At 58.8% G+C, this 22,664-nt stretch carries 14 protein-coding genes; 7 read left to right on the top strand and 7 right to left on the bottom strand.

What is annotated here, in order from left to right; all coding sequences use genetic code 11:
• Nucleotides 1–349 precede the first annotated feature (349 nt).
• The 3 genes from mdeB to QNH97_RS03405 form a co-directional block, all read right to left on the bottom strand.
• Nucleotides 350–3,046 carry an alpha-ketoglutarate dehydrogenase gene (gene mdeB / locus QNH97_RS03415; RefSeq protein ID WP_283555608.1) on the bottom strand — a complete coding sequence of 899 codons (2,697 nt, stop codon included), beginning with the start codon at nucleotides 3,044–3,046 and terminating at the stop codon, nucleotides 350–352.
• A gap of 12 nt (nucleotides 3,047–3,058) precedes the next feature.
• The gene (locus QNH97_RS03410; protein WP_283555607.1) at nucleotides 3,059–3,517 is read right to left on the bottom strand and encodes a transketolase; all 459 of its coding nucleotides are present in this window, start codon (nucleotides 3,515–3,517) and stop codon (nucleotides 3,059–3,061) included.
• A 137-nt stretch (nucleotides 3,518–3,654) separates the two neighbouring features.
• Nucleotides 3,655–4,671: a 1-aminocyclopropane-1-carboxylate deaminase gene (locus QNH97_RS03405; RefSeq protein WP_283555606.1), complete on the bottom strand. Its 1,017-nt coding sequence runs from the start codon at nucleotides 4,669–4,671 to the stop codon at nucleotides 3,655–3,657.
• Nucleotides 4,672–4,869: 198 nt separating this feature from the next.
• Here QNH97_RS03405 and QNH97_RS03400 point away from each other — a divergent pair, with 198 nt between their 5' ends.
• The 7 genes from QNH97_RS03400 (at nucleotide 4,870) to QNH97_RS03370 (ending at nucleotide 11,170) form a co-directional block, all read left to right on the top strand.
• Complete coding sequence (locus QNH97_RS03400) at nucleotides 4,870–5,379, top strand: Lrp/AsnC family transcriptional regulator (RefSeq protein WP_283555605.1); 510 nt, start codon at nucleotides 4,870–4,872, stop codon at nucleotides 5,377–5,379.
• 184 nt (nucleotides 5,380–5,563) lie between these two features.
• Nucleotides 5,564–6,079 carry a sigma-70 family RNA polymerase sigma factor gene (locus QNH97_RS03395; protein ID WP_283557419.1) on the top strand — a complete coding sequence of 172 codons (516 nt, stop codon included), beginning with the start codon at nucleotides 5,564–5,566 and terminating at the stop codon, nucleotides 6,077–6,079.
• Entirely contained in the window at nucleotides 6,066–7,049 is a 984-nt protein-coding gene (locus QNH97_RS03390) for a DUF4880 domain-containing protein (RefSeq protein ID WP_283555604.1), read from the top strand. The genes QNH97_RS03395 and QNH97_RS03390 overlap by 14 nt, the downstream gene beginning before the upstream one ends.
• Before the next feature lie 121 nt (nucleotides 7,050–7,170).
• Nucleotides 7,171–9,543: a TonB-dependent siderophore receptor gene (locus QNH97_RS03385; protein ID WP_283555603.1), complete on the top strand. Its 2,373-nt coding sequence runs from the start codon at nucleotides 7,171–7,173 to the stop codon at nucleotides 9,541–9,543.
• A 268-nt stretch (nucleotides 9,544–9,811) separates the two neighbouring features.
• Entirely contained in the window at nucleotides 9,812–10,090 is a 279-nt protein-coding gene (locus QNH97_RS03380) for a type II toxin-antitoxin system RelE/ParE family toxin (protein WP_072340959.1), read from the top strand.
• A gap of 8 nt (nucleotides 10,091–10,098) precedes the next feature.
• Complete coding sequence (locus tag QNH97_RS03375; RefSeq protein WP_283555602.1) at nucleotides 10,099–10,404, top strand: HigA family addiction module antitoxin; 306 nt, start codon at nucleotides 10,099–10,101, stop codon at nucleotides 10,402–10,404.
• Between the two features lie 493 nt (nucleotides 10,405–10,897).
• Entirely contained in the window at nucleotides 10,898–11,170 is a 273-nt protein-coding gene (locus tag QNH97_RS03370; RefSeq protein ID WP_092146193.1) for a hypothetical protein, read from the top strand.
• 84 nt (nucleotides 11,171–11,254) lie between these two features.
• Here the strand turns inward: QNH97_RS03370 and QNH97_RS03365 are convergent, their stop codons facing one another.
• From QNH97_RS03365 to QNH97_RS03350, 4 genes are all read right to left on the bottom strand, one after another.
• Complete coding sequence (locus tag QNH97_RS03365) at nucleotides 11,255–12,199, bottom strand: tetratricopeptide repeat protein (RefSeq protein ID WP_283555601.1); 945 nt, start codon at nucleotides 12,197–12,199, stop codon at nucleotides 11,255–11,257.
• Nucleotides 12,200–12,383: 184 nt separating this feature from the next.
• Nucleotides 12,384–12,809 carry an RDD family protein gene (locus tag QNH97_RS03360; RefSeq protein WP_283555600.1) on the bottom strand — a complete coding sequence of 142 codons (426 nt, stop codon included), beginning with the start codon at nucleotides 12,807–12,809 and terminating at the stop codon, nucleotides 12,384–12,386.
• A 262-nt stretch (nucleotides 12,810–13,071) separates the two neighbouring features.
• The gene (locus QNH97_RS03355; RefSeq protein ID WP_283555599.1) at nucleotides 13,072–13,587 is read right to left on the bottom strand and encodes a hypothetical protein; all 516 of its coding nucleotides are present in this window, start codon (nucleotides 13,585–13,587) and stop codon (nucleotides 13,072–13,074) included.
• Nucleotides 13,588–13,590: 3 nt separating this feature from the next.
• Entirely contained in the window at nucleotides 13,591–22,653 is a 9,063-nt protein-coding gene (locus QNH97_RS03350) for a hemagglutinin repeat-containing protein (protein WP_283555598.1), read from the bottom strand.
• Nucleotides 22,654–22,664: the final 11 nt, after the last annotated feature.

The following is a 22,664-nucleotide window of genomic DNA, read 5'->3' as shown; positions in this document are numbered from 1 at the left end:
AAGAGCAGGACACGTCTCCAGTCTCTATGTAGCTGAACCACCGCTATCGCGAGCAAGCTCGCTCCCACATGGATTTGTGAAGGCTCACAGCCTCTGCACACAACACAAAAACCTGTGGGAGCGAGCCTGCTCGCGATGAGGCCAGCAAGCTCGACATCCCTGCGACTGAACCACCGCTATCGCGAGCAAGCTCGCTCCCACATGGACTCGCGGGGGCTCACAGCCTCTGCACACAACACAAAAACCTGTGGGAGCGAGCTTGCTCGCGATGAGGCCAGCAAGCCCGACATCCATGTAACTGATCCACCGCTATCGCGAGCAAGCTCGCTCTCACAGGATGGAGCCGGTTTCAAGCGTCCCAAGGGGCCACCGCGTCAACATCAATGGCGTAGCGTTCAATGGCCTCGGCACAGACGCTGGCGTCCAGACGCCCCTCATGCACCAGCGAGGTCAGTGCACTCAGGACGATCTGGTGGCGGTCCACTTCGAAGAACCTGCGCAGTTGGTTGCGGGTATCGCTGCGGCCAAATCCGTCGGTGCCGAGCACGGTGTAATGGCCATTGAGATAACTGGCGATCAACTGGGGCAAGGCGCGCACGTAGTCGGTACAGGCAATGATGGGCGCCGAGTCGTGGAGGCATTCTTGAACATGACTGCATTTGGCAGGTTGTCCGGGATGCAGGCGATTCCAGCGCTCCACTTCCCGTGCCTCCCGGGCCAGCTCGGTGAAGCTGGTGACGCTCCAGACCTGACTGTCGATGCCCCAATCGCTCGCCAGCAATTCGGCGGCGGCAATCACTTCGCGCAGGATGGCCCCGGAACCCAACAACTGAACACGTCCACGCGCATCCTCGACTTCATGCCGGGCAAACAGATACATGCCCTTGATAACGGCCTGTTCTACACCTTCAGGAAGGTTGGGCTGCGGGTAGTTCTCGTTCATCAAGGTGACGTAATAAAACTCGTCCACCTGACGCTCCAGCATCTGGCGCATGCCGTGATCCAGGATCACCGCGAACTCGCCGGCGAATGCCGGATCGTAAGCCCGACAATTGGGGACCATCGCCGCCATCAGATGACTGTTGCCGTCCTGATGCTGCAGACCTTCGCCACCCAATGTCGTGCGGCCTGCGGTGGCACCGAGCAGAAAACCGCGGGCCCGCTGATCCGCCGCGGCCCAGATCAAGTCACCGATGCGCTGGAAGCCGAACATCGAGTAATAGATGTAGAACGGCAGCATTGGCAGGCCATGCACCGAGTAGCTGGTCGCGGCGGCGACCCAGGAACTGATGGCGCCGGCTTCGCTGATGCCCTCTTCGAGAATCTGCCCGTCCAGGGCTTCTCGATAACTGAGGATCGAACCAATGTCCTCTGGCTCATAACGCTGGCCCACGCTGGAGTAGATGCCGATCTGCTTGAACAGGCTGGCCATGCCGAACGTACGCGCTTCATCCGCCACGATCGGCACGATGCGCGGCCCCAGTTGCTTGTCCCGGAGCAAACCGCTGAGCATCCGCACGAAGGCCATGGTGGTGGACATTTCCTTGCCTTCGGCGGCGATGGCAAATCCGGCGTAGCGGTCTAGATCGGGCACGGCCAATGACTCGCAGGCCGAAGAGCGCGCAGGCAGGTAGCCGCCCAATGCCCGGCGGCGTGCATGCAGGTAGCGCATTTCCGCGCTGTCGTCGCTCGGTTTGAAGAAGCTCAGCGAGGTGGCCTGTTCATCGGTCAATGGCAGGTTGAAACGGTTGCGGAACGCGATCAACGCCTCACTGTCGAGTTTCTTCTGCTGGTGCACGGTCATCTTGCCCTGCCCGGCGTCGCCCATACCGAAGCCCTTCTTGGTCTGGGCCAGGATCACCGTAGGTTTCTTGCCCTCGAGCATTGCGCTTTGATACGCGGCAAAGATCTTCACCAGGTCATGCCCCCCGCGTTTGAGGCGGTCGATCTGCTCGTCGGTCAGGCCTTGGGCCAAATGCGCCAGGGCTTCGTCCTGGCCGAAGAAATGCTCACGGTTGAAGCGCCCATCCTTGGCCGCGAACGTCTGGAACTGGCCATCGACCGTGGCCGACAAGGCCCGGACCAACGTGCCATCCTTATCCTGGGCAAACAACCTGTCCCAGTCGGAACCCCAGACCAGCTTGATCACGTTCCAGCCCGCACCGCCAAACAACGCCTCAAGTTCGTCGATGATGCGACCGTTGCCACGCACCGGGCCGTCCAGCCGCTGCAGGTTGCAGTTGACCACCCAGACCAGGTTATCCAGCCCTTCGCGCGCCGCCAGGGTCAACGCCGACATGCTTTCCGGCTCATCCATTTCACCGTCGCCAAACACCCCCCAGACGGTTCGCCCCGAGGTGTTTTGCAGGCCGCGGTGCTCCAGGTAGCGCATGAAACGCGCCTGGTAGATCGAGCTGATCGGACCGATCCCCATGGAGCCCGTCGGGAACTGCCAGAAGTCCGGCATCAACCAGGGATGCGGATAACTCGATAAACCCCGGGCGCCATTGGCACGCGCGCCGATCTCCTGCCGATAGTGCTGCAGATCCTGTTCTTCCAGGCGTCCCTCGAGGAACGCCCGGGCATAGACGCCTGGCGCCGAGTGCGGTTGGTAGAACACCAGGTCACCGCCGCCGGTTGGGGTGCGCGCCTTGAAGAAGTGGTTGAAGCCCACTTCAAACAGGTCCGCGGCGCTGGCATAACTGGCGATGTGTCCACCCAATTCGCCGTAGGCGTGATTGGCCCGGGCAACCATCGCCAGGGCATTCCAGCGCATGATCGATGCCAGACGCTCCTCCATGGCCAGATCCCCGGGAAACACCGGTTGCTGCTCAACGCTGATGGTATTGATGTAGGGGGTGCCATGGCTGGGCCGCCAATCGATGCCCGAAGTGCTAGCCACGGCCAGCAGCATGTCGAGGATCTGTTTGGCTCGGCCCGTGCCGCCATGGGCTGCGACCGAGAGCAAAGCCTCGCGCCACTCGGCCATTTCTTCATCCTCGACAGCCTGGGCCGGCCATTGGGCATGGAGATCGGACTGGTTCATAGGCAACTCCTGTTAAATGACGCCACGCGCCTGCAGCACGCTTTTCGCCAGGCTCCGGGTCGCCGATAGCACCTCTTCCACCTGTCGATCCATCGCCGCAGTGGATGAGGCTATGGTTCCGAGTTCGACAACGCGCAGCGGGTGGCCGCAGACGGACCCCAGCCAAGTCAGGCCAGGCACCGTGCCGACTTCCAGTAAAAAGCTGTCGTGGGGGACGGAGCGCAACAGTTGGCTGGCATAACACGCGTCGCCCCCGGCAGACGGCTCCGGGCTGGACCCGACCCGCAACCAGTCGGCCATCAACACCTCGGATTGCTGGACGGCCAGATAAGCCACCTGGTCCCAGTCATCTATCGTCACGTGCAGCTTGTCGATCATGTATTTGGGCAACGCGGCGCTGGTCACGATGACCACTCCGGCTTCCGCCGAAGGTTCCTTGATCCAGACTGCGGATTGCGATATCGCATGCATGGCGGTACTCCCGGCGGTTTGATTGCAGCAGCTTGCTCCGAGCGGCGAGCCGACGAGGAGGCCGTGACATCCAACATCAAAGCCGACTAACCCACCGCGTCGTGAGCAAGCGCTCGCCTACAGGTCATTGGCGTGGATCAGCCGTTGCGGAACAGGAAGCTGTAGGCATTCAGCGCAGGCACCCCGCCCAAGTGCGCGTAAAGCACTTTCGAGCCTTCGGGAAACTCGCCACGGCGGACCATTTCAATCATCCCGTGCATGGATTTTCCCTCGTACACCGGATCGGTCAGCACACCTTCCAGGCTCCCGCACAGGCGAATGGCTTCCAGCGTACCGTCGTTAGGCAAACCGTATTCCGGATAGGCAAACCGGGTGTCGAGCACCACGTCCTCTTCGGTAATTTCACGACCCAATTCCACCAGCTCTGCGGTATGCCGGGCGATACGCAGGATCTGAGCCTTGGTTTTCTCGGGCTTGGCCGAGGCATCAATGCCGATCACATTCTTCGAACGGCCGTCCGCGGCGAAACCGACGACCATGCCAGCCTGGGTACTGCCAGTCACGGAACAGACCACGATGTAGTCGAACTTGAACCCCAGTTGTTTTTCCTGCTCGCGCACTTCCTCGGCAAAGCCGACGAACCCGAGGCCGCCATAGGGATGCTCGGAACAACCCGCCGGGATCGGGAACGGCTTGCCACCGCTCTCAACCACGTCGTTCATGGCCTTCTCCCAGCTGGGCCGAATACCGATGTCGAACCCGGCAGCGTCCAGTCGTACGTCCGCCCCCATGATGCGAGACATCTCGATGTTGCCGACCCGGTCATACACGGCATCGGAGTAATTCACCCAGTTTTCCTGCACCAGCACACACTTCATGCCCAGGTGAGCGGCCACGGCGGCCACCTGGCGGGTCTGGTTCGACTGGATGCCACCGATGGAAACCAGGGTGTCGCAGCCTTGCTCGAGCGCTTCGGGAATCAGGTATTCGAGCTTACGTGTCTTGTTGCCGCCGAAGGCCAGGCCACTGTTGCAGTCTTCACGTTTGGCATACAGCTCGACCTTGCCCCCCAGATGTTCACTAAGACGCTTCAAGGGCGTGATGGGAGAAGGACCGAAGGTCAACGGATAACGTTTAAAACGATTCAGGTTCATGACTCTGCTCCTCGATGATTGAATATCCAAGCGCCAGGCCGAAAAACAAAGGCTGCATTCCAGGCTCTTCCAGGGGGGCTTCGATGAGTTCAATACTAAGAAGAAATCAAAAAATATGTGTTGCAAGTTTTATTCATCTAAAGAAATATAAATTATCGACTATTGTTTAAAACATATTTTTATTGTGCAGAAGCCAAGATGAACGCAACAAACAACCACAAGAAACCCAGTACCTCAGCCTCAATGCCGCAGCCGCTGGATCGAACCGACCGTGCCATTCTCAAGACCCTGCAACGAGATGCCTCCATCTCCAACGTGGCGCTTGCAGAGAAGGTGAAATTGAGCGCACCGGCGTGCCTGAGACGCGTTGAACGGCTCAAGCAGGCCGGTCTGATCAAGGACATCGTCGCACTGCTGGACAATGAAGCCCTGGATGCGGGGATGGTGGTGTTGATCGGCGTGGTGCTGGACCGCTCCACACCGGAATCCTTCGCCGCATTCGAGGCGGCCGCACAAAAAGTCTCCGGCTGCATGGAATGCCATGTGGTGACGGGGGAATTCGACTACTTCATGTTGATACGCACCAAGGACAGCAACAGCTTCAACCGGCTCCACGCGGAGCAACTGCTTTACCTGCCCGGGGTTCGCCAGATTCGCTCGTTCATGGGCTTGCGCCAGGTCTTGTCGACCACCCACATTCCCCTTTGAGGCTCAATTTAGCCCGATGGGTGAGGGTGCCCCATGGAGGTGATAGCGAGGAGACCGGCACGTCGAGCGGACCGCGCACCGTACCGAACACACGATGGCGTCGTCGCAAGAGGGCATTTGCTCTAACGTACTCGGCCTGAATATAATGCGATTCATTATCAATTATGTATTTTCCGAGATGCTGATGCGCAGCAACGACACTCTGGGCAATGCCGATCTCGCGCTGCTCTATCGCAGTCACCATTCCTGGTTGCACAGCTGGCTGAGCCGGCGCATCGGATGTCACGAGAGCGCAGCGGATTTGGCGCAGGACACCTTTGTCCGCCTGCTCAAGTCCCGGCAATTAAGCCCTTTGCGCGAACCCCGGGCTTATCTGAGCAGCATCGCCCGTGGATTGATGATTGATCGGTATCGCCGTCGCGAACTCGAACGCGCCTACTTCGAGAGCCTCGCGCTGCTCCCTCCGCAAGCGGCACCCTCGGAAGAAGAACGGTTGCTGATCCTTGATAGCCTTGAGCGCATAGACCGCCTGCTCGACCTGCTTAAACCGAGAGTTCGCCAGGCTTTTCTACTCGCCCAGCTCGACGGCCTGACCTGCCAGCAAATAGCCGAAAAACTGTGCGTTTCCCGCTCCACGGTTGAACGCGACCTGGCCAAGGCCCTGCAACACTGCTATCGCTTGCGTTATGCCGAACAGTGAAGCGCAGGTGCTGGACCCGGCCGTGGTCGACCAGGCGATCCACTGGCTGGTGCGCCTGCGCTTCAATCCCGCCGATGAGCAAACACAGAAGACTTTCGAGCACTGGCTGCAGCAGCGTCCGGAGCATTTTTTAGCGTGGCAGCGGGTAGAAACGCTTGGCGATGACTTCGCGGGCGTTCCAGCTGATTTGGCCCGGCAAACCCTCAAGGGCGCCCGCTCAGGCATGCATCGGCGCCAAAGCCTGAAGCTACTGGGTGCGTTGGCCACGTTGGGTGGCGCGACCTGGCTGGGCCGCGACTACACACCGCTGCCGGCCATGCTTGCCCAGCAGCACAGCAGGACCGGCGAGCAGAGACGCTTCCAACTCGATGATGGCAGCCTTATCCAGCTCAACAGCGACAGTGCGGTCGACAGCTATTTCAACGAACAGCGGCGCTTGATCATTCTGCGGCGCGGCGAAATCATCGTGAATACCGGCGCCGATGCGGGCTCGACTCAACCGCGTCCTTTCTGGGTAAAAACCCGCGACGGAATCATACGCACCCAGAATGCCCGGTTCCTGGCGTACGAGCGTGACGACGGGACCCTCATCGCGGTGCAGCGCGGCGCCGTCAGCGTATTTCCTGGATCCAGTCAAACCCTTGCGGATAACAACACCGTCCAGGCCGGCAATCAGCGGCTGTTCACCTCAAAGGGCGTTCGTGAATTCAAGGATAACGGCCTGGATGTATGGAGCTGGAGTGACGGGGTGATCAGCGCACGCCATATGCGCCTCGGTGATTTTATTGGGGCCTTGTCGCGCTATCGCCCCGGCCTGTTGCGATGCACCGAAGAGGTCTCGAACCTACGGGTTTCCGGCACCTTTCAGCTCGCCGACACCGATCAGGCCCTGGCATTGGTTGCGCAGTCGCTGCACCTACAGATTGATTATCGAACCCAATATTGGGTGACGTTGAGCGCCGCCAGCTAAGCCCTTTTTCCGTCGCGCGCCAATATGAAATATAAATGAGGTGATTTCTCATTCTCGTTCGGCATGTAAGAAAGGCTGAAATACAGGCCGATCTGCCGATCCCCTTTCACGGAGCGAGTCAATGAGTGCGTCCCCGGTTCCACAGCGTCATCTACTGAATCGTGCCCTACACGGTGCGATCTTTGGCGTCATCGTCAGCAGCTACGCGCTACCGTCCCTGGCGCAATCCTCGAGCGTTGATCAGACCCACCAGGTTCACCCGTGGAACATTCCTGCCGGCCCGCTGGCACCGGCCCTTGACCGCTTGGCGCGCGAGGCGGGTATCAGTCTTTCCTTCGACGCTTCAAGCGTAGCGAACCGCAATACCCGGGGCGTGAGCGGCACACTCGATACGTCCGAAGCGCTGTCAGCGTTGTTGCAGGGGAGCGACATCGCGATACAGCAACAGGGCCCGAACGCTTACTTGCTGACACCGCAAACCAGGGCGGACGGCGAACTCGAGGACTATCGCCTCGCGCCCATCCTCGTCAACGCCAAGGCCAGGGTCGACGGCACCGAAGACCCCAACTCGGTGGTGGCCCAGGAACTCTGGGTCGGCGGCAAGGTGGCCACCAGCATCCTCAACACGCCCGCCTCGGTATCCGTGGTAACCGACAAGGAAATGAAGCAACGCAGCGTGAGCACGACCGAAGAGCTGCTGCAATACACGCCGGGGGTCATTACCGACTATTACGGCACGGACGACCGCAACGATTACTTCCAGATCCGCGGCTTCCAGGCCACGACCTATCGGGACGGCCTGACCCTGGGTTCGATGCGCGGCGTGCGCGAGGAGCCTTTCGCCTATGAGCGCGTGGAGGTGATACGCGGCGCCAACTCGACGCTGTTCGGCCCGGCTGACCCAGGCGGCTCGGTGAACTTTGTCAGCAAGAAGCCACGCTTCGACAAGTTCGGCCAGGGCTACGTCACCTACGGTTCTTTCGACCATGTCGAAACTGGGATCGACGTCGGGGACTCGCTGAACGAAGACAAAACCGTGGCCGGTCGCTTCACGGCAAAGATGCAAGACAGTGATCGCGAGTACGACCATTCACGGGACGACAACAAGTTCCTGATGGGCGGTCTAACCTGGTCACCCACGGACTTCACCTCGGCCTCGGTGATCGTGGACTACCTGAAAACCCAAAGCTCGCCCAACAGCGGCGGTTACCCGCTGGACAGGGAATACGACCGTGACAAGTTCTACGGCGAGCCCAGCTACAACTTCCACGATGTCGAGCGCACCAACATCAGCGGCACCTTCAGCCATGATTTCGACAATGGCTTCGTATTGCGCAGCAACCTGCGCTACAGCGAACTGACCGATGATTTCGGCTATGTGTTCCTCAGCGACTCCCCTACCCGCACCGGCACCACGATCCCGCGTTACATCTTTGGCACTGACAGCGAAGCCGAGCAACTGAACGGCAACTTGATGCTGCAATACGACGCCCGCTTCGAAAACATCGACAGCAGTACGTTGGTGGGCGTGGAGTATGGTGATTCTTCGACTGAGGAACGCTCCGTATACGCCACGACAGGCTCCATCGACCTGGCCAACCCCGTATTCACGGGTGTGCCCAGCGGAGTAGCGCCCTACAGCAACAATAAGCTCGACACGAAAACCAAGGCCGTGTTCCTGCAGCAGAACTTGTCCTTCTATGAGCGCTTTATCGTCACCGCCGGTGTGCGCAACGACTCGTTGGATCTGTCCAGTACCGACATCAACAACGTAAAAGAGTCGGATGATTTCTCGGAAACCTCCTATCGCGGCGCGCTGACCTATATCGTCAACGACGAAGTGTCCACCTACGTCAGCATGGTCGAGTCGGTCTCACCGCCAACGGTGGGTGTAGTGCCAAAGACGGGTACGCAATACGAAGTGGGGGTGAAATATGCGCCCATCGGTATGGACGCGCTGTTCTCGGCGGCCGTCTACGACCTGACCCAGGAAAACGTCAGCATCGCCGTCGTCCTGCCCAGCGGTGTCATCGAGCAGCAAACCGTCGGCGAGTCACGTGTGCGCGGCCTGGACCTGGAAGCCAAGGCTGAGCTGACCCCGAACCTGAGCCTGGTGGGTGGCTACTCTTATATGGAGTCCGAAGTGTTGCGCGGTACTTTGTACGACGGCAGCTCACTCAAAGGGAATGAGTTCGCCACGGCCCCCAAACACTCCGCGTCGCTGTGGAGCTACTACAACATACCCGACACCGATGTCAGCGTTGGCCTGGGCGCGCGTTATGTGGGTTCCTATTACTTCGATGCGGCCAACACCGGCACCAGCGATGGCACGACGCTCTTCGATGCGGCCTTCAACTACAAACTCTTCAAAGGCACTGACCTGGCGGTTAACGTCAGTAATCTGCTGGATGAGCAACATGTGGTTGGTTCGGGGACTGCGAACTACTACAACCCGGGCCGCGAGATTACCGCGAAGCTGAGTTACAACTGGTAAAGAGCTGGTCGTTCACGACGGGGCTCGGCGTGATGCGGCTCAGTCATCGAACGGCGTAAACCGTCGGAGGGGCTCAAACCCTCCGACTTCAAAAAAATTAATCATAGAAAATCATGCACTTAGAGAATATTCAACTGCCACTTTGTATCGAATAGTTGGTTCTGAAGCGCAAGGGGCTGAGCCTGCTGACAGAAGGTCCCAACAACCAGTTGAGTATCCCAGCAAACGATGTAGACTCGCCTTAACGCATAACGTTAAGCATTAAGAGATGATCAGAAGCTTCAGATGCGCCGACACCCAAGCTCTTTTTGAAACCGGCAAAACCCGGCGCTGGGCAGCCATCCTTTCAGTGGCAGAACGAAAGCTGGGCATGCTCGATGCTGCGGTCGACCTCAACGACCTGCGCTCCCCACCCGGAAACAGGTTGGAGCAGCTATATGGCGACAGGGAAGGCCAACACAGCATCCGGGTTAACGGTCAGTACCGGATCTGTTTTGTCTGGGGCGCCAACGGCCCCGAAAATGTAGAAATCGTAGATTATCACTGAGGTGAGTCATGTTTAAGAATGGCATGAGGCCCGTACACCCTGGAGAAACTCTCAAAGAAGAGTATCTGGAACCGCTTGGCCTTACCGCGGCTGCGCTTGCGAGGGCTTTGCACGTTTCTGCCCCCACCGTAAATGACATTGTCTTGATGCGCCGTAGCATCAGCGCGGATGTTGCTTTGCGCCTGGCCGCCGCATTGGAAACGTCAGCGCAGTTTTGGCTGAATCTGCAGACTGCATATGATTTACGTACAGCTGAAATTGCAAAAGGGGAACAGATTCACAGGGAAGTGGAGAAAGTCCCTCACTGCGCGTAACCAGCACAAAACAGAAATTTGAGCCCAGCAAAATAGCAGGGCTTTTTGTTGGGCATAAAAGACACCACGCGTTTGCCGCAAGCGTTTTGCGCCAGGACGATGAGTGATTAGAGTCAGCCTATATGCCTGGCCCCATCACGCGAGCTGGCAACCTGGCCAGCCGATCCCAACCCTCGGCACTGATCCCTGAACAGTTCAGCAATGCCAATGTGTGCAGCGGCAGTTGCAGCAACACAGGCGCCGCAGCTGAGGTCATCCGCGACGCCCCCTCTCGTGGCGAGGGAGCTTGCTCCCGCTGGGCTGCGCAGCAGCCCCACACCAACGTAGCAAAATACCGTCGCTGACAGGCTAAACGTCCTACATCAAGCTCGGAAAACGGCGTCTTGTAGCTCCGAGATAAAGGGGCCTATATTCCGTCGTCGCCCTAATGGCGACTCGGGTTTGGCGACTCGATTAACGAGGTAGCTCCTTTCAATTGAATGAGGTACTACCTATGAAACGATACATGCCCATCACCGGCATCGACTGCATCCCCGCCACCCTGCTCATTGACACCGAAGCCCCGCTCGACGTCCTCTTCGAAACCGCCGACTACCGCATCCGTACCGTGACCCAACTGCTGGAAAACATCGCGTTCCGTTCGGAAATCAGCTCCGACACGCTGGTGCTCTCCGACCTTTGCAAAATGCTGACGATATCGCTGCGCGATGGGTGTGATGTGATGGATGTGATTGGGAGACGGTTGCGGGCGCAGGCGGCTGAGTAAATGAAAATGGGCGACCTTTGGGGTCGCCCGTTTCACTTCACAAAGGGCTTCTTTTTATCCGCACCACTCAAATCATACGAACCGTCAGCCACGTTTGGCACTCGGAGACAGGACGAACGGCGCCGTAATGTCGAACGTTTCCTGACCCGCTGGAACCATGTAGGGATCCTCCATGGTCAGGCGGTACATCGCAGACACCACGGCGATGTCCACCTCTGGATTGCCGGAACTCTTGCCCAAATAAACCTTTGGCTTGGGGCTCCCGGCCGAGAACCGAAAAAGCACATTGACCGTCCATGTCTGATCGCCGAAATTGAGCTGCCTGAACTCACGCGAGTACCGCAACCTGGAACGCATCTGGCGTAAAAACCCCTCACGCCATACTCGATTATATTTCTGCACCTGCTCAGCATCGAGCTCCAGCCCTCGAGCCAACAGTGGCCGCATTGCCTCCCAGGCGGGGTCGCCGTATTTTTGGGTAGCATCGACGTACAGCTTCAAAGCACCCGACACATCCTGCGCACCGCCCTTGCCCTGCTCCATCAGCCCACCCAACCCCACCACACCACCTATGCCGGCGCGGGTGTAATAATCGCGGGCCTTCACCGGGTCAACCGGCTCGTCAATCCCGTCCCGCGCCATGCGCGCGAGCTCCAAATAGGCATATGGATCGGCTGGCGCCGCTTGCAGGTAGAGTGCCCTGGCCCGGGCACTGTTCTGGCTCACGCCTGTACCGCTCTCGTAGAAGGTGCCGAGCACATGCTGGCAAGTCGGAATTCCACCTTCGCTGGCGGCCATGACGAGCTGCAAGCCGGCCGGTCGAACCGGTCGATAGTGGATGGTTGCACGACATGCCTTGCCTTGGCTGCCATCCAAGGTGTCGTCAAAGGTACCCAGCGGCACAAAGAAATTCGTCGATGTGGTGCGGGACTCCTCAAGGTACTCGACGGTGCTCTTCCCAAGGTCTTTCATGCTCTGGCAACCGCAAAGGGCAATCATCAGACCGATCAATACGATATTTTTAGTCATGCGGTATCTGTGTCCATACGTGAAACGCGGTTGCTCGTTGCGATGATCCGCGTGTGCTCCAACAAAGAGCACAAATAAATTCCCTTTTCCTAATGCATCGGGAAACGATCTGGTTGGGGGGCCACACAAATGTTGTCCCCTTTCCGTTCGCTTTTGAACGCTCGATGTCCCGTGGCACCTCTCTTTACTTGGATCGGATCACAATTGTAGATGCGAGCATGTCACCAAGCCGCTTTCGTGAGCCAAAGAAAATAAATATCCAATCAAATACATTCAGGAACGGAGTAGTGATGTTGCGCATAAAAGACTGATAAACGTTGCAGCTCAGAAAACTGCGTTCATCAATCACAGACATTCCTAGCAGCTTTTTCCCCACACTTTGGCCGTTCGGCATTGAATCAGAAAACAGGTAATACGCCGCCGCTACACCTAAAGCCAGGAAACCAACCACGCTTGACGGAAGACCGACAAACTCGGCTGAGCGTCCTACGAGGCCGAATAGAAAAATAGTAATGAGAGAGTCAATGATCTGTCCTCCCCAACGACGCCCCAGGCCTGCCAGATTATTGGGCTTACGATACTCATTCTGAGTATTGTTGCTGATCTCCATGAACGACTACTCCTTAGGTGGTGTACAGATACAGAATTAGCAACGAAAACCTAGCTCCTGCGCAGTCCCACCATAAACACTATACAACGTGGTCGGTTGTTGAGTAACGACCTCTGAGTACGTACCGCTACGAAATGTGTCCGCGATTCCTTTCGGTAACGGGCCCTGATTCATAGGCCCAAACTCGGTAATTGCCTTAGTTGTTGCTTTTGCACCTATTTATTTTATGAGCCCTATGGAAATCTCCGCCCGCACAATATTTTTACCGCAGAGACCAGTCATGTATTGATATAAACCTGATAACTTGTTCTGGCGCATCTTCCAAGGAAGCTCTGTAGTCCGTAACAAAGCTAATCCCAGTCAATATACTTTCCCCCTCCTTTAGAAGGAAATCATCATCAGCATCATTAAATACAATCTCAAAGTTTTTTTCTAAGCTTCGAAGATCATCCCCCACACCGACGCTATTAAATTTACCACAATAGTTTTCACCCACGGCAACTCTATAAAGTTTCCCGCTATTTTCGAAATACAGTGAGACCGCCTCATTCATAAACCGATATGATAATATAAGCTCATTACCAAAGCCGATCTTTCTCCTAACTCCGATCCAAGCGTTGTTTTTAATGAGAATGTCACGAACTGGCACTTCCGGACCGAACCAGTCAACCTCCCCAACTTTTTCGCTAACGTCGGAAAAAGATTCACCTAAAAAGAATCCTGCTGCTGATATACCTGGTACAAGTTCAGAGTTCAAATCAGGGAATAAATTTCTCATAGATCACTTCCAGCCCTTCCACTCACCGCCCTCATACTTCAGACGATTTCCTTGGGTATCATAGTATTGTTGATAACGCGTAATAGTGCCCGGCCTAAAATCAGGCGACGGATGAATTATCCGTATTTCTACATTTTTCGCACCAATCTTCTCAGTAGTAACAAGCTTATAGTAGGGACTATCGCCGTGGGTCCCACCGCCCGGATGGAACTCTACCTCTTTTATTTGCGAGTGTCCTTCAACGTTAAAGACCTGTGCTTTACCTGAAGTACCAGCCAATGGTGGTTTCGGCGTAAGGCTCGCACCATCAAGCATTAGCGACTGCTTGATGTCATCAATCGACTTACCCCACATGCTAGACGGCGATTCAGCAATATTTCGAGGAATCCCTGCTTGAGCGGCCAGATCGTCTTTCAGCCCAACACGCGCAATTGCTGAAGTAGCCGGTACTTCAGCTGCACCAGTCGCTTTTGCACCCTTCCCATCCATCACCGAAACAGAAGTACGCTCCTCCACACCTTTACGTTTCGAAAGCACTCCTGTCAACACCGAGGCCATGAACTGACCGCCGCCGATCAGATATTCATCCGTCTCGAAAATTGGATCATTTTCTATCTCATCTGCGATTTTTTTCCCTATGGCTTTGTTAGCTTGTTCGGTTTTTTCAAGCAGTGCCTTACCCGCCTCAGTTTCAGAGGCCGCGTTGATGACAACCAGTTGCACCAAGCCTTTAGGGCCTTGTGCCATCGCGATGACCATCGAGATGGCTTGCTTCTCATCCTCGTGCTCTGCGATGTACTCATTGATCGCAGAGGATTTACGTAGAATGACTTGGGCTAGGCTGTGGTTCTGTTCATTGCCTACTACGTCAGTGGGGGGGAGAACCATGCCTGAGTTATCCTTGGCTTCTACAGCGGACGAAGACGCCTGGATTTCATTGCTGATGTCCTCGACCCGCTTCACGTCCACGCCAGCCAGCTCGCCTACCTGAGTCAATACCCGCTTCTGAAAATTTGGATCCCCCATGGTCTTCATGGCCTGAGCACGCGTAAGACCACCGATGATCAACGCCTCCATAGTCGCTTCGGCGAAATCGACGCCCACCATCGCCGAGGCCCCCGTATCCATTTCCCGACCCAATCCTGCCTCGATCTTGTTGACCGCCGCATTGAAGTCGTAGCCGGCTTGCTGGAAGTTTTTCTTGGCCGTTTCGTCGTAACTGCGGAGTTGCTTGGTCCACTCCTTAGCGGTTTCAATCGGCGTAAGAGCTGCCGTCACGGAAGACTTGGTCACGTACAGGTCTGTACGGTGTTCATCATCCCGGGTGATTTCGTAGGCTTTGTCGACGTCGCGGTTCAGGCCTTTGGCCGAATCGGCTCCGGTCCCGGCGTCATTGCGCACCACGACGTCGCCCGCCCCCACGGTGGCCCGTACGAGCTGCTGGCGGTCCTTCTCATAGTTCCAGCCTTCGACACTCCAGCCGTTCTTGTCCTTTTCGCCCTTGCCGACCTGGCTACCGTCCTGGGCTCCGCCGCCCCCCTTGGAGTAGCTGCCACCGACGTTCAGGTAATAGCCATGCTCCTTGTCCTTGCCAGCGATGTCGCTGAAGCCCAGCGTGCCGGTGTCGAGTTTGAGCTTGCCGGTATCCGAAGCGATAAGCGCCCCGTCGAGCTGGGTGTGGTTTTCGGTACGGATGTCGACCTTGTCCTGCCCGGTGATGCGAGTCTGTTGCTCGACCCATTCGGTCGAGCCAGTGGTCTGGCCATAGCCGACCGAACCACTGACACCCGCTCCCGGCCCCACGGTCACCGTCACGCTGAGGTCGAATTCCTTGCCTTCAACCTTGCCCGTATCAGGCACCGACGAGACATTGAGGTCGCGGCCAACCCGGCCGATGACTTCATTGCCGCGTAGGTCCGCACCGGCGATATTCGTGTCTTTGCCGCTGGTGAAGCCCAGGCGATTACCTGCGTACAGATAGGCCTGTTGTTGCCGCTGGGCTTCACGCTCCAGGTTGCCTCTGCCCAGATTGACGCTGGCGTAGATGCCGACGCCTTCAGAGCCGACGCTGAGGCCTACCTCACCGCCGCCGCTCTTGCGGGTGTTGTCGCTGCCGCTGTCGTTCTGGGCGGCGCGAATGTTCAGATTGTTGGCAGCGCGCAGATCGATATCACGCTGAGCCTTGACCTGGGAGCCAATCAGGTTCAGATCATTGCTTGCCTGCAGGTTGACGTCCCGCGCCGCATCCAGGGAAGTGACCGTCGACGTTTGCTGTTCGCTGTCGCCGCTGGCAATACCATTGCTGCCACCGACGCCAAGCTTGAAGCCGCCGCTGGTTCCACCATGGATACCGCCCCAACTTTGTCGCTCACGAGTCTCTTCGGCATAGCTGCCTTTGGCGGCATCGAGGGTGACATCGCGGCCCTTGATGTTGATATCGCGACCGGAGATCAATTGGCTGCCGCTGATCTGAACATCGTTGTTGGCAGCAATGTTCAGATCGTTGCCTGCGTTCAGCGTCGACGAGCGACGGGTTTGTTCAATGACCTGCTGACTGGTGCTCTGCTTGCTGTTACCGATCTTGGCGTCGAACGTAGGGCCTGAAACGAATTGGGAAACGCCGTCCACGGCCTTCAACGTACTGGAAGCCTTGCTGACACCGTCTTCGCCCTCGCCGGCACCTTTGACGGCATCGCGGGTTCGGCCGTAGTTGTGGTTCATGCTCAGGCTGGCGCCGTTTCGTTCGCTCTCGCGTTGATGCTCGATCAGTTGCATTTCGCGGGCAGCGTCGATCTTGATATTGCGACCGGCCGTCAAGTCGATATCGTTGAACGCCTCAAGGTCTGAGCCGGTCTGGGTGATATCTCGCTTGGCGTTGACGGCCAGGTTTTGACCGGCACTGATCTGACTGGCGGCAGCGGTTTGCTGCTCCAGCCGGTTTTTCTCTTTGGTACGGTCCGCACCGGCGAAGAAATTGATGCCGTTGGCATCCGAAGACACACCGATCCCGGCTTGTTTGTTCTTTTCCCAGTCCTGCTCGGAACGGCTGTTCTGCGCGGCCAGGACATTGACGTCGCGTCCGGCGTCAAGGCTGACGTTGCCGCCGGCCTTGATGCTGCTACCAATGACGTTGATGTCGCGCTCGGCCTGCAACGCGGCGTCGCGTTCGGCCGTCACTTGGCTGCCCACGCTAGTGCTGCTTTTGGCTTCGCGACCGGCCTCCTTGGCAGAAGCGAAGGACAGGAAACCACCCGACACCGATAACCCGTTTTTCTTCTTGTACTCCTCACTCCGGCTATAAGCCGTATCGTTGGCCGAGACGAGGTTAATGTCGCCACTGTCATTGACCAGACCCGCACGCAGTTCCACATCATTGCCAGCAGTGGTCTCACTGGCCCGCACGCGCAAGTCGTTGCCTGCCGCGATCACCACGTCGTTGCCGGCCTCTAGCTCACTGGCTACCTGGGAGGCCGTGGTCTTCAACTCGCTCTTGCCGCTCTTGGACAAGCCGAGGAAACCCGATTTGGTTTTCTTGCTGTAGGAACCGTGCTCTTCAACACCCGAGAGCACTGCCACATCACCGGTGGCACCGACGACCAGGTCATTGCCGGCCTTCAACTGACTGCCGATCACGGTGACGTTACGACCGCCATTCAGCGTGACACCCCCACCGGCGGCTTGGCTGGTATTGACCGTCAGGTCCTGCCCCGCCTCCACCACGGATGCGACGTTGGTGCTGTGGTAACTCTCCCGTTGTTCGCTTTTGCTGCGCCCAAAGGAGCCTTTGCTTTTCTTCGAATAGAACTCAGCGGCTTCGTCCGTTGCGGACAACAGATTGATATCGCGCGTGGCGTCGAGGGCAACATTCTTGGCGCCTTTCATCTGGCTGGCCACCAGGCTCAGGTCTTGTCCCGCCTTGGCGCTGAGGTCGCCTCCCGACTGGACAAGCGACGACTGCTGGCGAACCAGATCGCTGCTGCTTTTGACTTTTTTGCTTTGGGACGCGCGATGGCTTTCGTTGGCCGCAGACTCGATGGCGATATCGCGCCCGGCTGACAGCGCCAGGCGGCTCTGGGCGATGACGTTGCTCGCAACGACCCTCAGGTCCTGCCCGGCCGTTACCTTCAGCTCGCGGTCAGCCGTTACGCTAGAACCATTCTGGGTAATGGTCTGGTCCCGGTGTTTGCTGCCCTGCGTATGGCTGTTCACCTGCTCGGCGGAGGTGATGTTCACATCACGCATCGCCTGCAAGTTCGTGTCGTTACCACTCTTGAGCACACCACCAACATTGGCGATATCCCGCCCAGCGCCCGCGCTCAGGTCATGACTCGCCTCAATCCGCGCCGCACTGTCGGCAAAACCACGCTGTTCGGTCTTGTAGCCAGTGCTGCTGGTATGGGTGGTGATGGATCGTTCGTTGGTCAGATCACCGGCCACGGCCACAACACTGACATCCCGCCCAGCAATAACCCCACCCGCCCTGTTAGTCAGGTTATTACTCGCCAACGCATCCAGTCGACCACCCGCCTCCATCAACCCACTGTTGACCAAGCTGTCGCCAGCCGTCGCCGTCAGGTTGCTGGATGCACGCAAGGTGCCCGCATTGTTCAGATGCTTACCGGCGATCAGGCTGACATCCGAGCCCTGGATCAGCGCGCCATTGGCCGCCAGTCGATTGTTGGCCTGGGCCAGGTAGAGCACCGGCACCAGCACCTGTTGGTTGTTCACGGTCTGGGTTTCCATCCAGACGATGTCGTGGGTCAGGGCCGCGACTTGTTCGGCGGTGAGGCTGACGCCCAGGGACAGGTTCAGCGCGTCCTTGCTGGCGATGGCGTTGTTCATCAGGTACTTGAACATGCCGTCGTCGGAGGTCTGGCCGTCGAGAAAGCGTTGGCCGGTGCGGGCGATGACGGCTTGCTGGATCAGCCGCTGTTCGTAGAAACCATCGCCCAGGCGCTTGGCGGCGACGTCGGGGTCGTAGCCCAGGTTCGCCAGCAGGTAGTCCGAGCTCATGAAGCGGCGCATGTCGGTCAGCGCCGGGTTGGTTTCGATCAGGTACTTTTGCGGGTTGGTCCGGAACGAGCTGTCCGGCAGGCCGCGGACTTGGGTCAGCCCTGAGCCTTGGGTCGGCGCGTCGTTGCCTTCGTTGAGGCGAAACAGGCCGTTCTGCCCTGTGGGCAGGAGGAAGCCGGGCAAGGCCACCGGGTTGACCTGTTGCTGGGCGAGGTCGGGTGACAGCTGTTTGTTCACGGTGATCAGCGTGGAGAATTTCCCATCGGCATTCGTGTCGGTCCGCGGACCTGCGCCGACGTAGTGGTAGCCGCCACGGGCGACGCTATTGTCGGCGTTGCCTCGGGTGCGGATGTCGACCGGGCCGCCGGACTGGATGATCGCGGCATAGGTCTGGCTATCGGTGGTGGCTGTCTGAGAGCCAAGCGAGGGGATTTCGCGCTCGGTCATGCCGATGAAGCGGCTCATCGCGGCTTCAAGGCCACCCAGGTCGTTGGCGTTGTAGCCTGGGCTCTGCAACCAGTATTTGTTGGTGAAGTCATTTGCCGCGGCGCGCCAGCCGCCGGGGCTGCGAGTACGCTCGGACATGAAGGTGCGCGAGGTTTCGGTTTCGCCGGTCTCGATGCCGATGTTGCTCAGGCTGTCGAGGTTGGCGACGAGGGTGCCGCCGGCGCCGATGCTGCTACTGCGGTTGGTCAGGTCACCGGCCTGGATATTCAGGTTACCGCCGGTGGTGATGCTGGACGCGGCACTGGCAGCGGTGACTTCGAACTTGTCGCGCTGGATGATCTGCCAGACGTGGTTTTCCTTGCCGCCGCTGCAGTCGCCGGCGTTGACGCCTTCGATACAGGCGACTTCCCTGATCGAGGCGGTGTAGATGCCGGCGTCGTGAGTGGTCAACACGGTGCGCACGTTCTGGATCGTGCTGGCCGCCAGGCTCATGTTGCCGTCGCTTTGCAGCGAACCCGAGCTGTTGACGATGCTGGAGGCGAAACCACCCAGGCCATCGCGGTCGATCCGCAGGTTGCCCAGGCTGTAGATGTCGGCATTGAGGTTGGTCAGGCTGTCGACTTGCAGGCCCATGTCGGTGCCGCTGAAGATCAGGCCGTTCTCGTTGCGCAGCGCGCCGGTGCGAATGGCCAGGTTCCCGGCACTGCCCAACGTGCCACCGTTATTGATGCCCGCTGCGGTAACGCTCATCCCCGCTGCCGACGTCAGGCGGCCATAGCTGTTGAGTACGCCGTCGACGAGCAGTGTGGTGGTGCCGCCACCGGCGACGCTGGCATTTTTTTCCAGGTCGATCAGGGCCGCCTTGAGGCCCAGTGTGCCGAGGCTGCTCAGGCGCCCATTGCCCGCGTACTGGCCGCTGAGCTGGACATCGATCAGCCCATCGCTGCCGATCAGGCCGTCATTGCGCCAGTCGACGCCGCGCCCGGTGAAGCGGTTGGCGCTGAGCAATTGGCCCGTGGCGGTCTGTGTGAAGTGGTTGACCTTGACGGTCAGGTGCCCGGCCTGGATCGACGTGCTGTTGGTCCAGCTGTCAGCCTCAAGGGTGAGGGAACCATTGGTGACCAGGCGGCCACCGGCGTTGCCCAGTTGCGTCAGGCTCAGGCCGAACGCGCCAGTCCCCGTGTGCAACAGGTTGCCGCCCTGGTTTTGCAGGCCGCCGATGTTGAAGCCGACATCGTTGCTGACGGTTTCCAGGGTGCCGTTGCTGTTGTCGAACAGGCCGCCGAGGGTGAAGACGGTGGTGCTGTTCTGACCCAGGGTGCGCAGCTGGCCGTTCTGGTTGCGCAGGCTGGCGGCGAGGATTTCCAGGCTGTCGTCAGCCTCGATGATGCCCTGGGTGTTGTTCAGCGCGCCCTTGAGGTTGAGGCTGATCTGCTTCGCGCTGATCTGGCCATTGCTGTTGTCCAGGTCCTGCCCGTCGACCTTAACCTTGCCGCTGGCATAGAGGCCGCCATTGCTGTTGTTGAAACTGGCGCTGCCGGTGTTGAGATTGGCGTCCCCCGCTTGCGCCGCGATGCGCCCGCCGTCGTTGAACAGCCCGGCAAGGGCATCGAGGGTCAGGCCTTTCGCCTGGATGGTGCCGCCCTGGCGATTGGCGTCATAGCCGTTTTTCAGCACGCCGCTGATGCGTGCCTCCAGCGCGGCCTTGACGCTGGACAGCACACCGCCGCGGTTGTCCAGGTTGGTCGCGAAGACACTCAGCTTGGCGTCCTGGGCGATAATGCTACCGCCCTGGTTGTCGATATCGCCCGCGACATCCACGGTCACCAGGCCCTTGCCTTGCAGAGTGCCCTTGGCGTTGTCCAGGCTAGCGGCATCGAGTTCGAGCACGCCTTCACGGCTGGCGATCAGGCCCTTGTCGGCGTTGTTGACCGCGCCGGTCGCACTGACCAGCAACTTGCCATTGGCGGCAACAGTGCCTTTGTTGCGGTTATCCAGGCTGCCGGTGCGCACGGTCACAACGCCCTGGCTGGACAGTTCACCGCCCTGATTGTCGATCGCGCCGGTGTTGGTGATGTCCAGGTTCTTGCCGGCCATGACCAGGCCGGTCAGGTTGTCCAGGCTGCCAAGGATCAGCGTCGCGCTGTTCAGGCTCGATAACTCACCGGCATTGTTTTCCAGATGGCCCAGGTTGGCCGTCAGAAGGCCCTGGCTATTGATCAGGCCGCCCTGGCTGTTCAGGACCTGATCGGCGGTCAGGTGCAGTTCGGTGTTGCCGAGGATGCGGCCTTTATTGCGGTTATCCACCACGTTGCCGGTGACCGTGGTCTTGCGTTGACCACTGAGGGTACCGCCCTGGTTGTTCAGTGCTGCAGTGGCCGTGACAGTCAGGTCGCGACTGGCAATGACGGTTTTGCCGCCGTTGTTCAGCTGCTTGGCCGTGAGGGTGACATCGCCCGTGGTATTGCGGCTGTTATCGACATTGACCCCGGCTTCGATGATGCCGTTGTTGCTGAGCGTGCCGCCGCTGTCCAGGTGAATGCTGTCGCGCGCCACCAGGTTTTTCTGGCTGGTCAGGTCGCCCTGAGTCTTCACGTCCAAGCGGCTACCGGCGTACACCTGCCCGCGGGTTTCCAGGCTTTGGGCCTGGAGGTTGATGGCACCGGCGGCGGCCGTCTCGGCCATGCTCAGGTGGCCGTTGGCATCAAGCTGGATATCGCCGCCACTGGCGACCATCTTGCCGTCCAGCTTCACCCCGACACCGGCCTCGGTGCCCACCAGTTTGATGGCGCCGGCGTACATGCCACCCAGGGCCGAGGAGTCGATGGCCAGTTCCGGTTTGTCGCTGCCGTCGTCGGCACGGGCGGTGGCGTTAAGGGTGCCCGCATTGACGTCGTTGCGCCCGGCAACAATCGTCAGGTTCTTCGCCTGGATCTCGGCGTTGATCTTCGCGCTGCGGGTGATGATCTCGAACCGGTCGACGTTGGTGGCGTTAAGCCCCGCGCCTTCGATGGCGACGCTGCCCTGATCCACTTGATAGCGGTTCAATTGGCCGTTTTCGATGATCGGCTTACCGGTCGTCAGGGTCGCCCTGGGGGTGTTGATAAACCCGCAGCCATTGCACGTAATGCCATGTGGGTTGGCGACGATGACATGGGCCGATTGCCCGGCCACTTCCGTGTAGCCGCGCAGTTGGCTGGCGTTGCCGCCGTTGACTTCGTTGAGGATGATCTTGGCGGCCGTACCCTTCAGGTTCGGGTTACCCAGGATGATCCCGCCCAGTTGCGTGGCTTGGGCGGGGTTGGTGGCATTGTTGAGGATCACGCCGTTGCTGCCGACGTTGTAGTCCTTGAATTTGTTGTGGGACAGACCGCTGCCGTTGGGCTTGGCGATGTTGACGATAGGCACGCCGTTGCCCGCTTGACCGAGGCTGGTGCCCGGCGCACTGACCACGATCCCGCCCGCCTGGGCCCAAAGCGGCTGCCAGAACATGACGTTGGCCAACAGGAACGCCAGGCCCCGCTTGGGCATGCCCCAGAATTGCTCGCGGGTTTGCGGAGCAGCGGAAGGTTGGCGGGCCGGAAGGGTGTATTGACGGTCGTCCATGATCAAGTCTC

The sequence above is a fragment of the Pseudomonas sp. G2-4 genome, from assembly GCF_030064125.1.
Classification (GTDB): Bacteria; Pseudomonadota; Gammaproteobacteria; order Pseudomonadales; family Pseudomonadaceae; genus Aquipseudomonas.
This window is presented reverse-complemented; position numbering and strand designations above follow the sequence as displayed.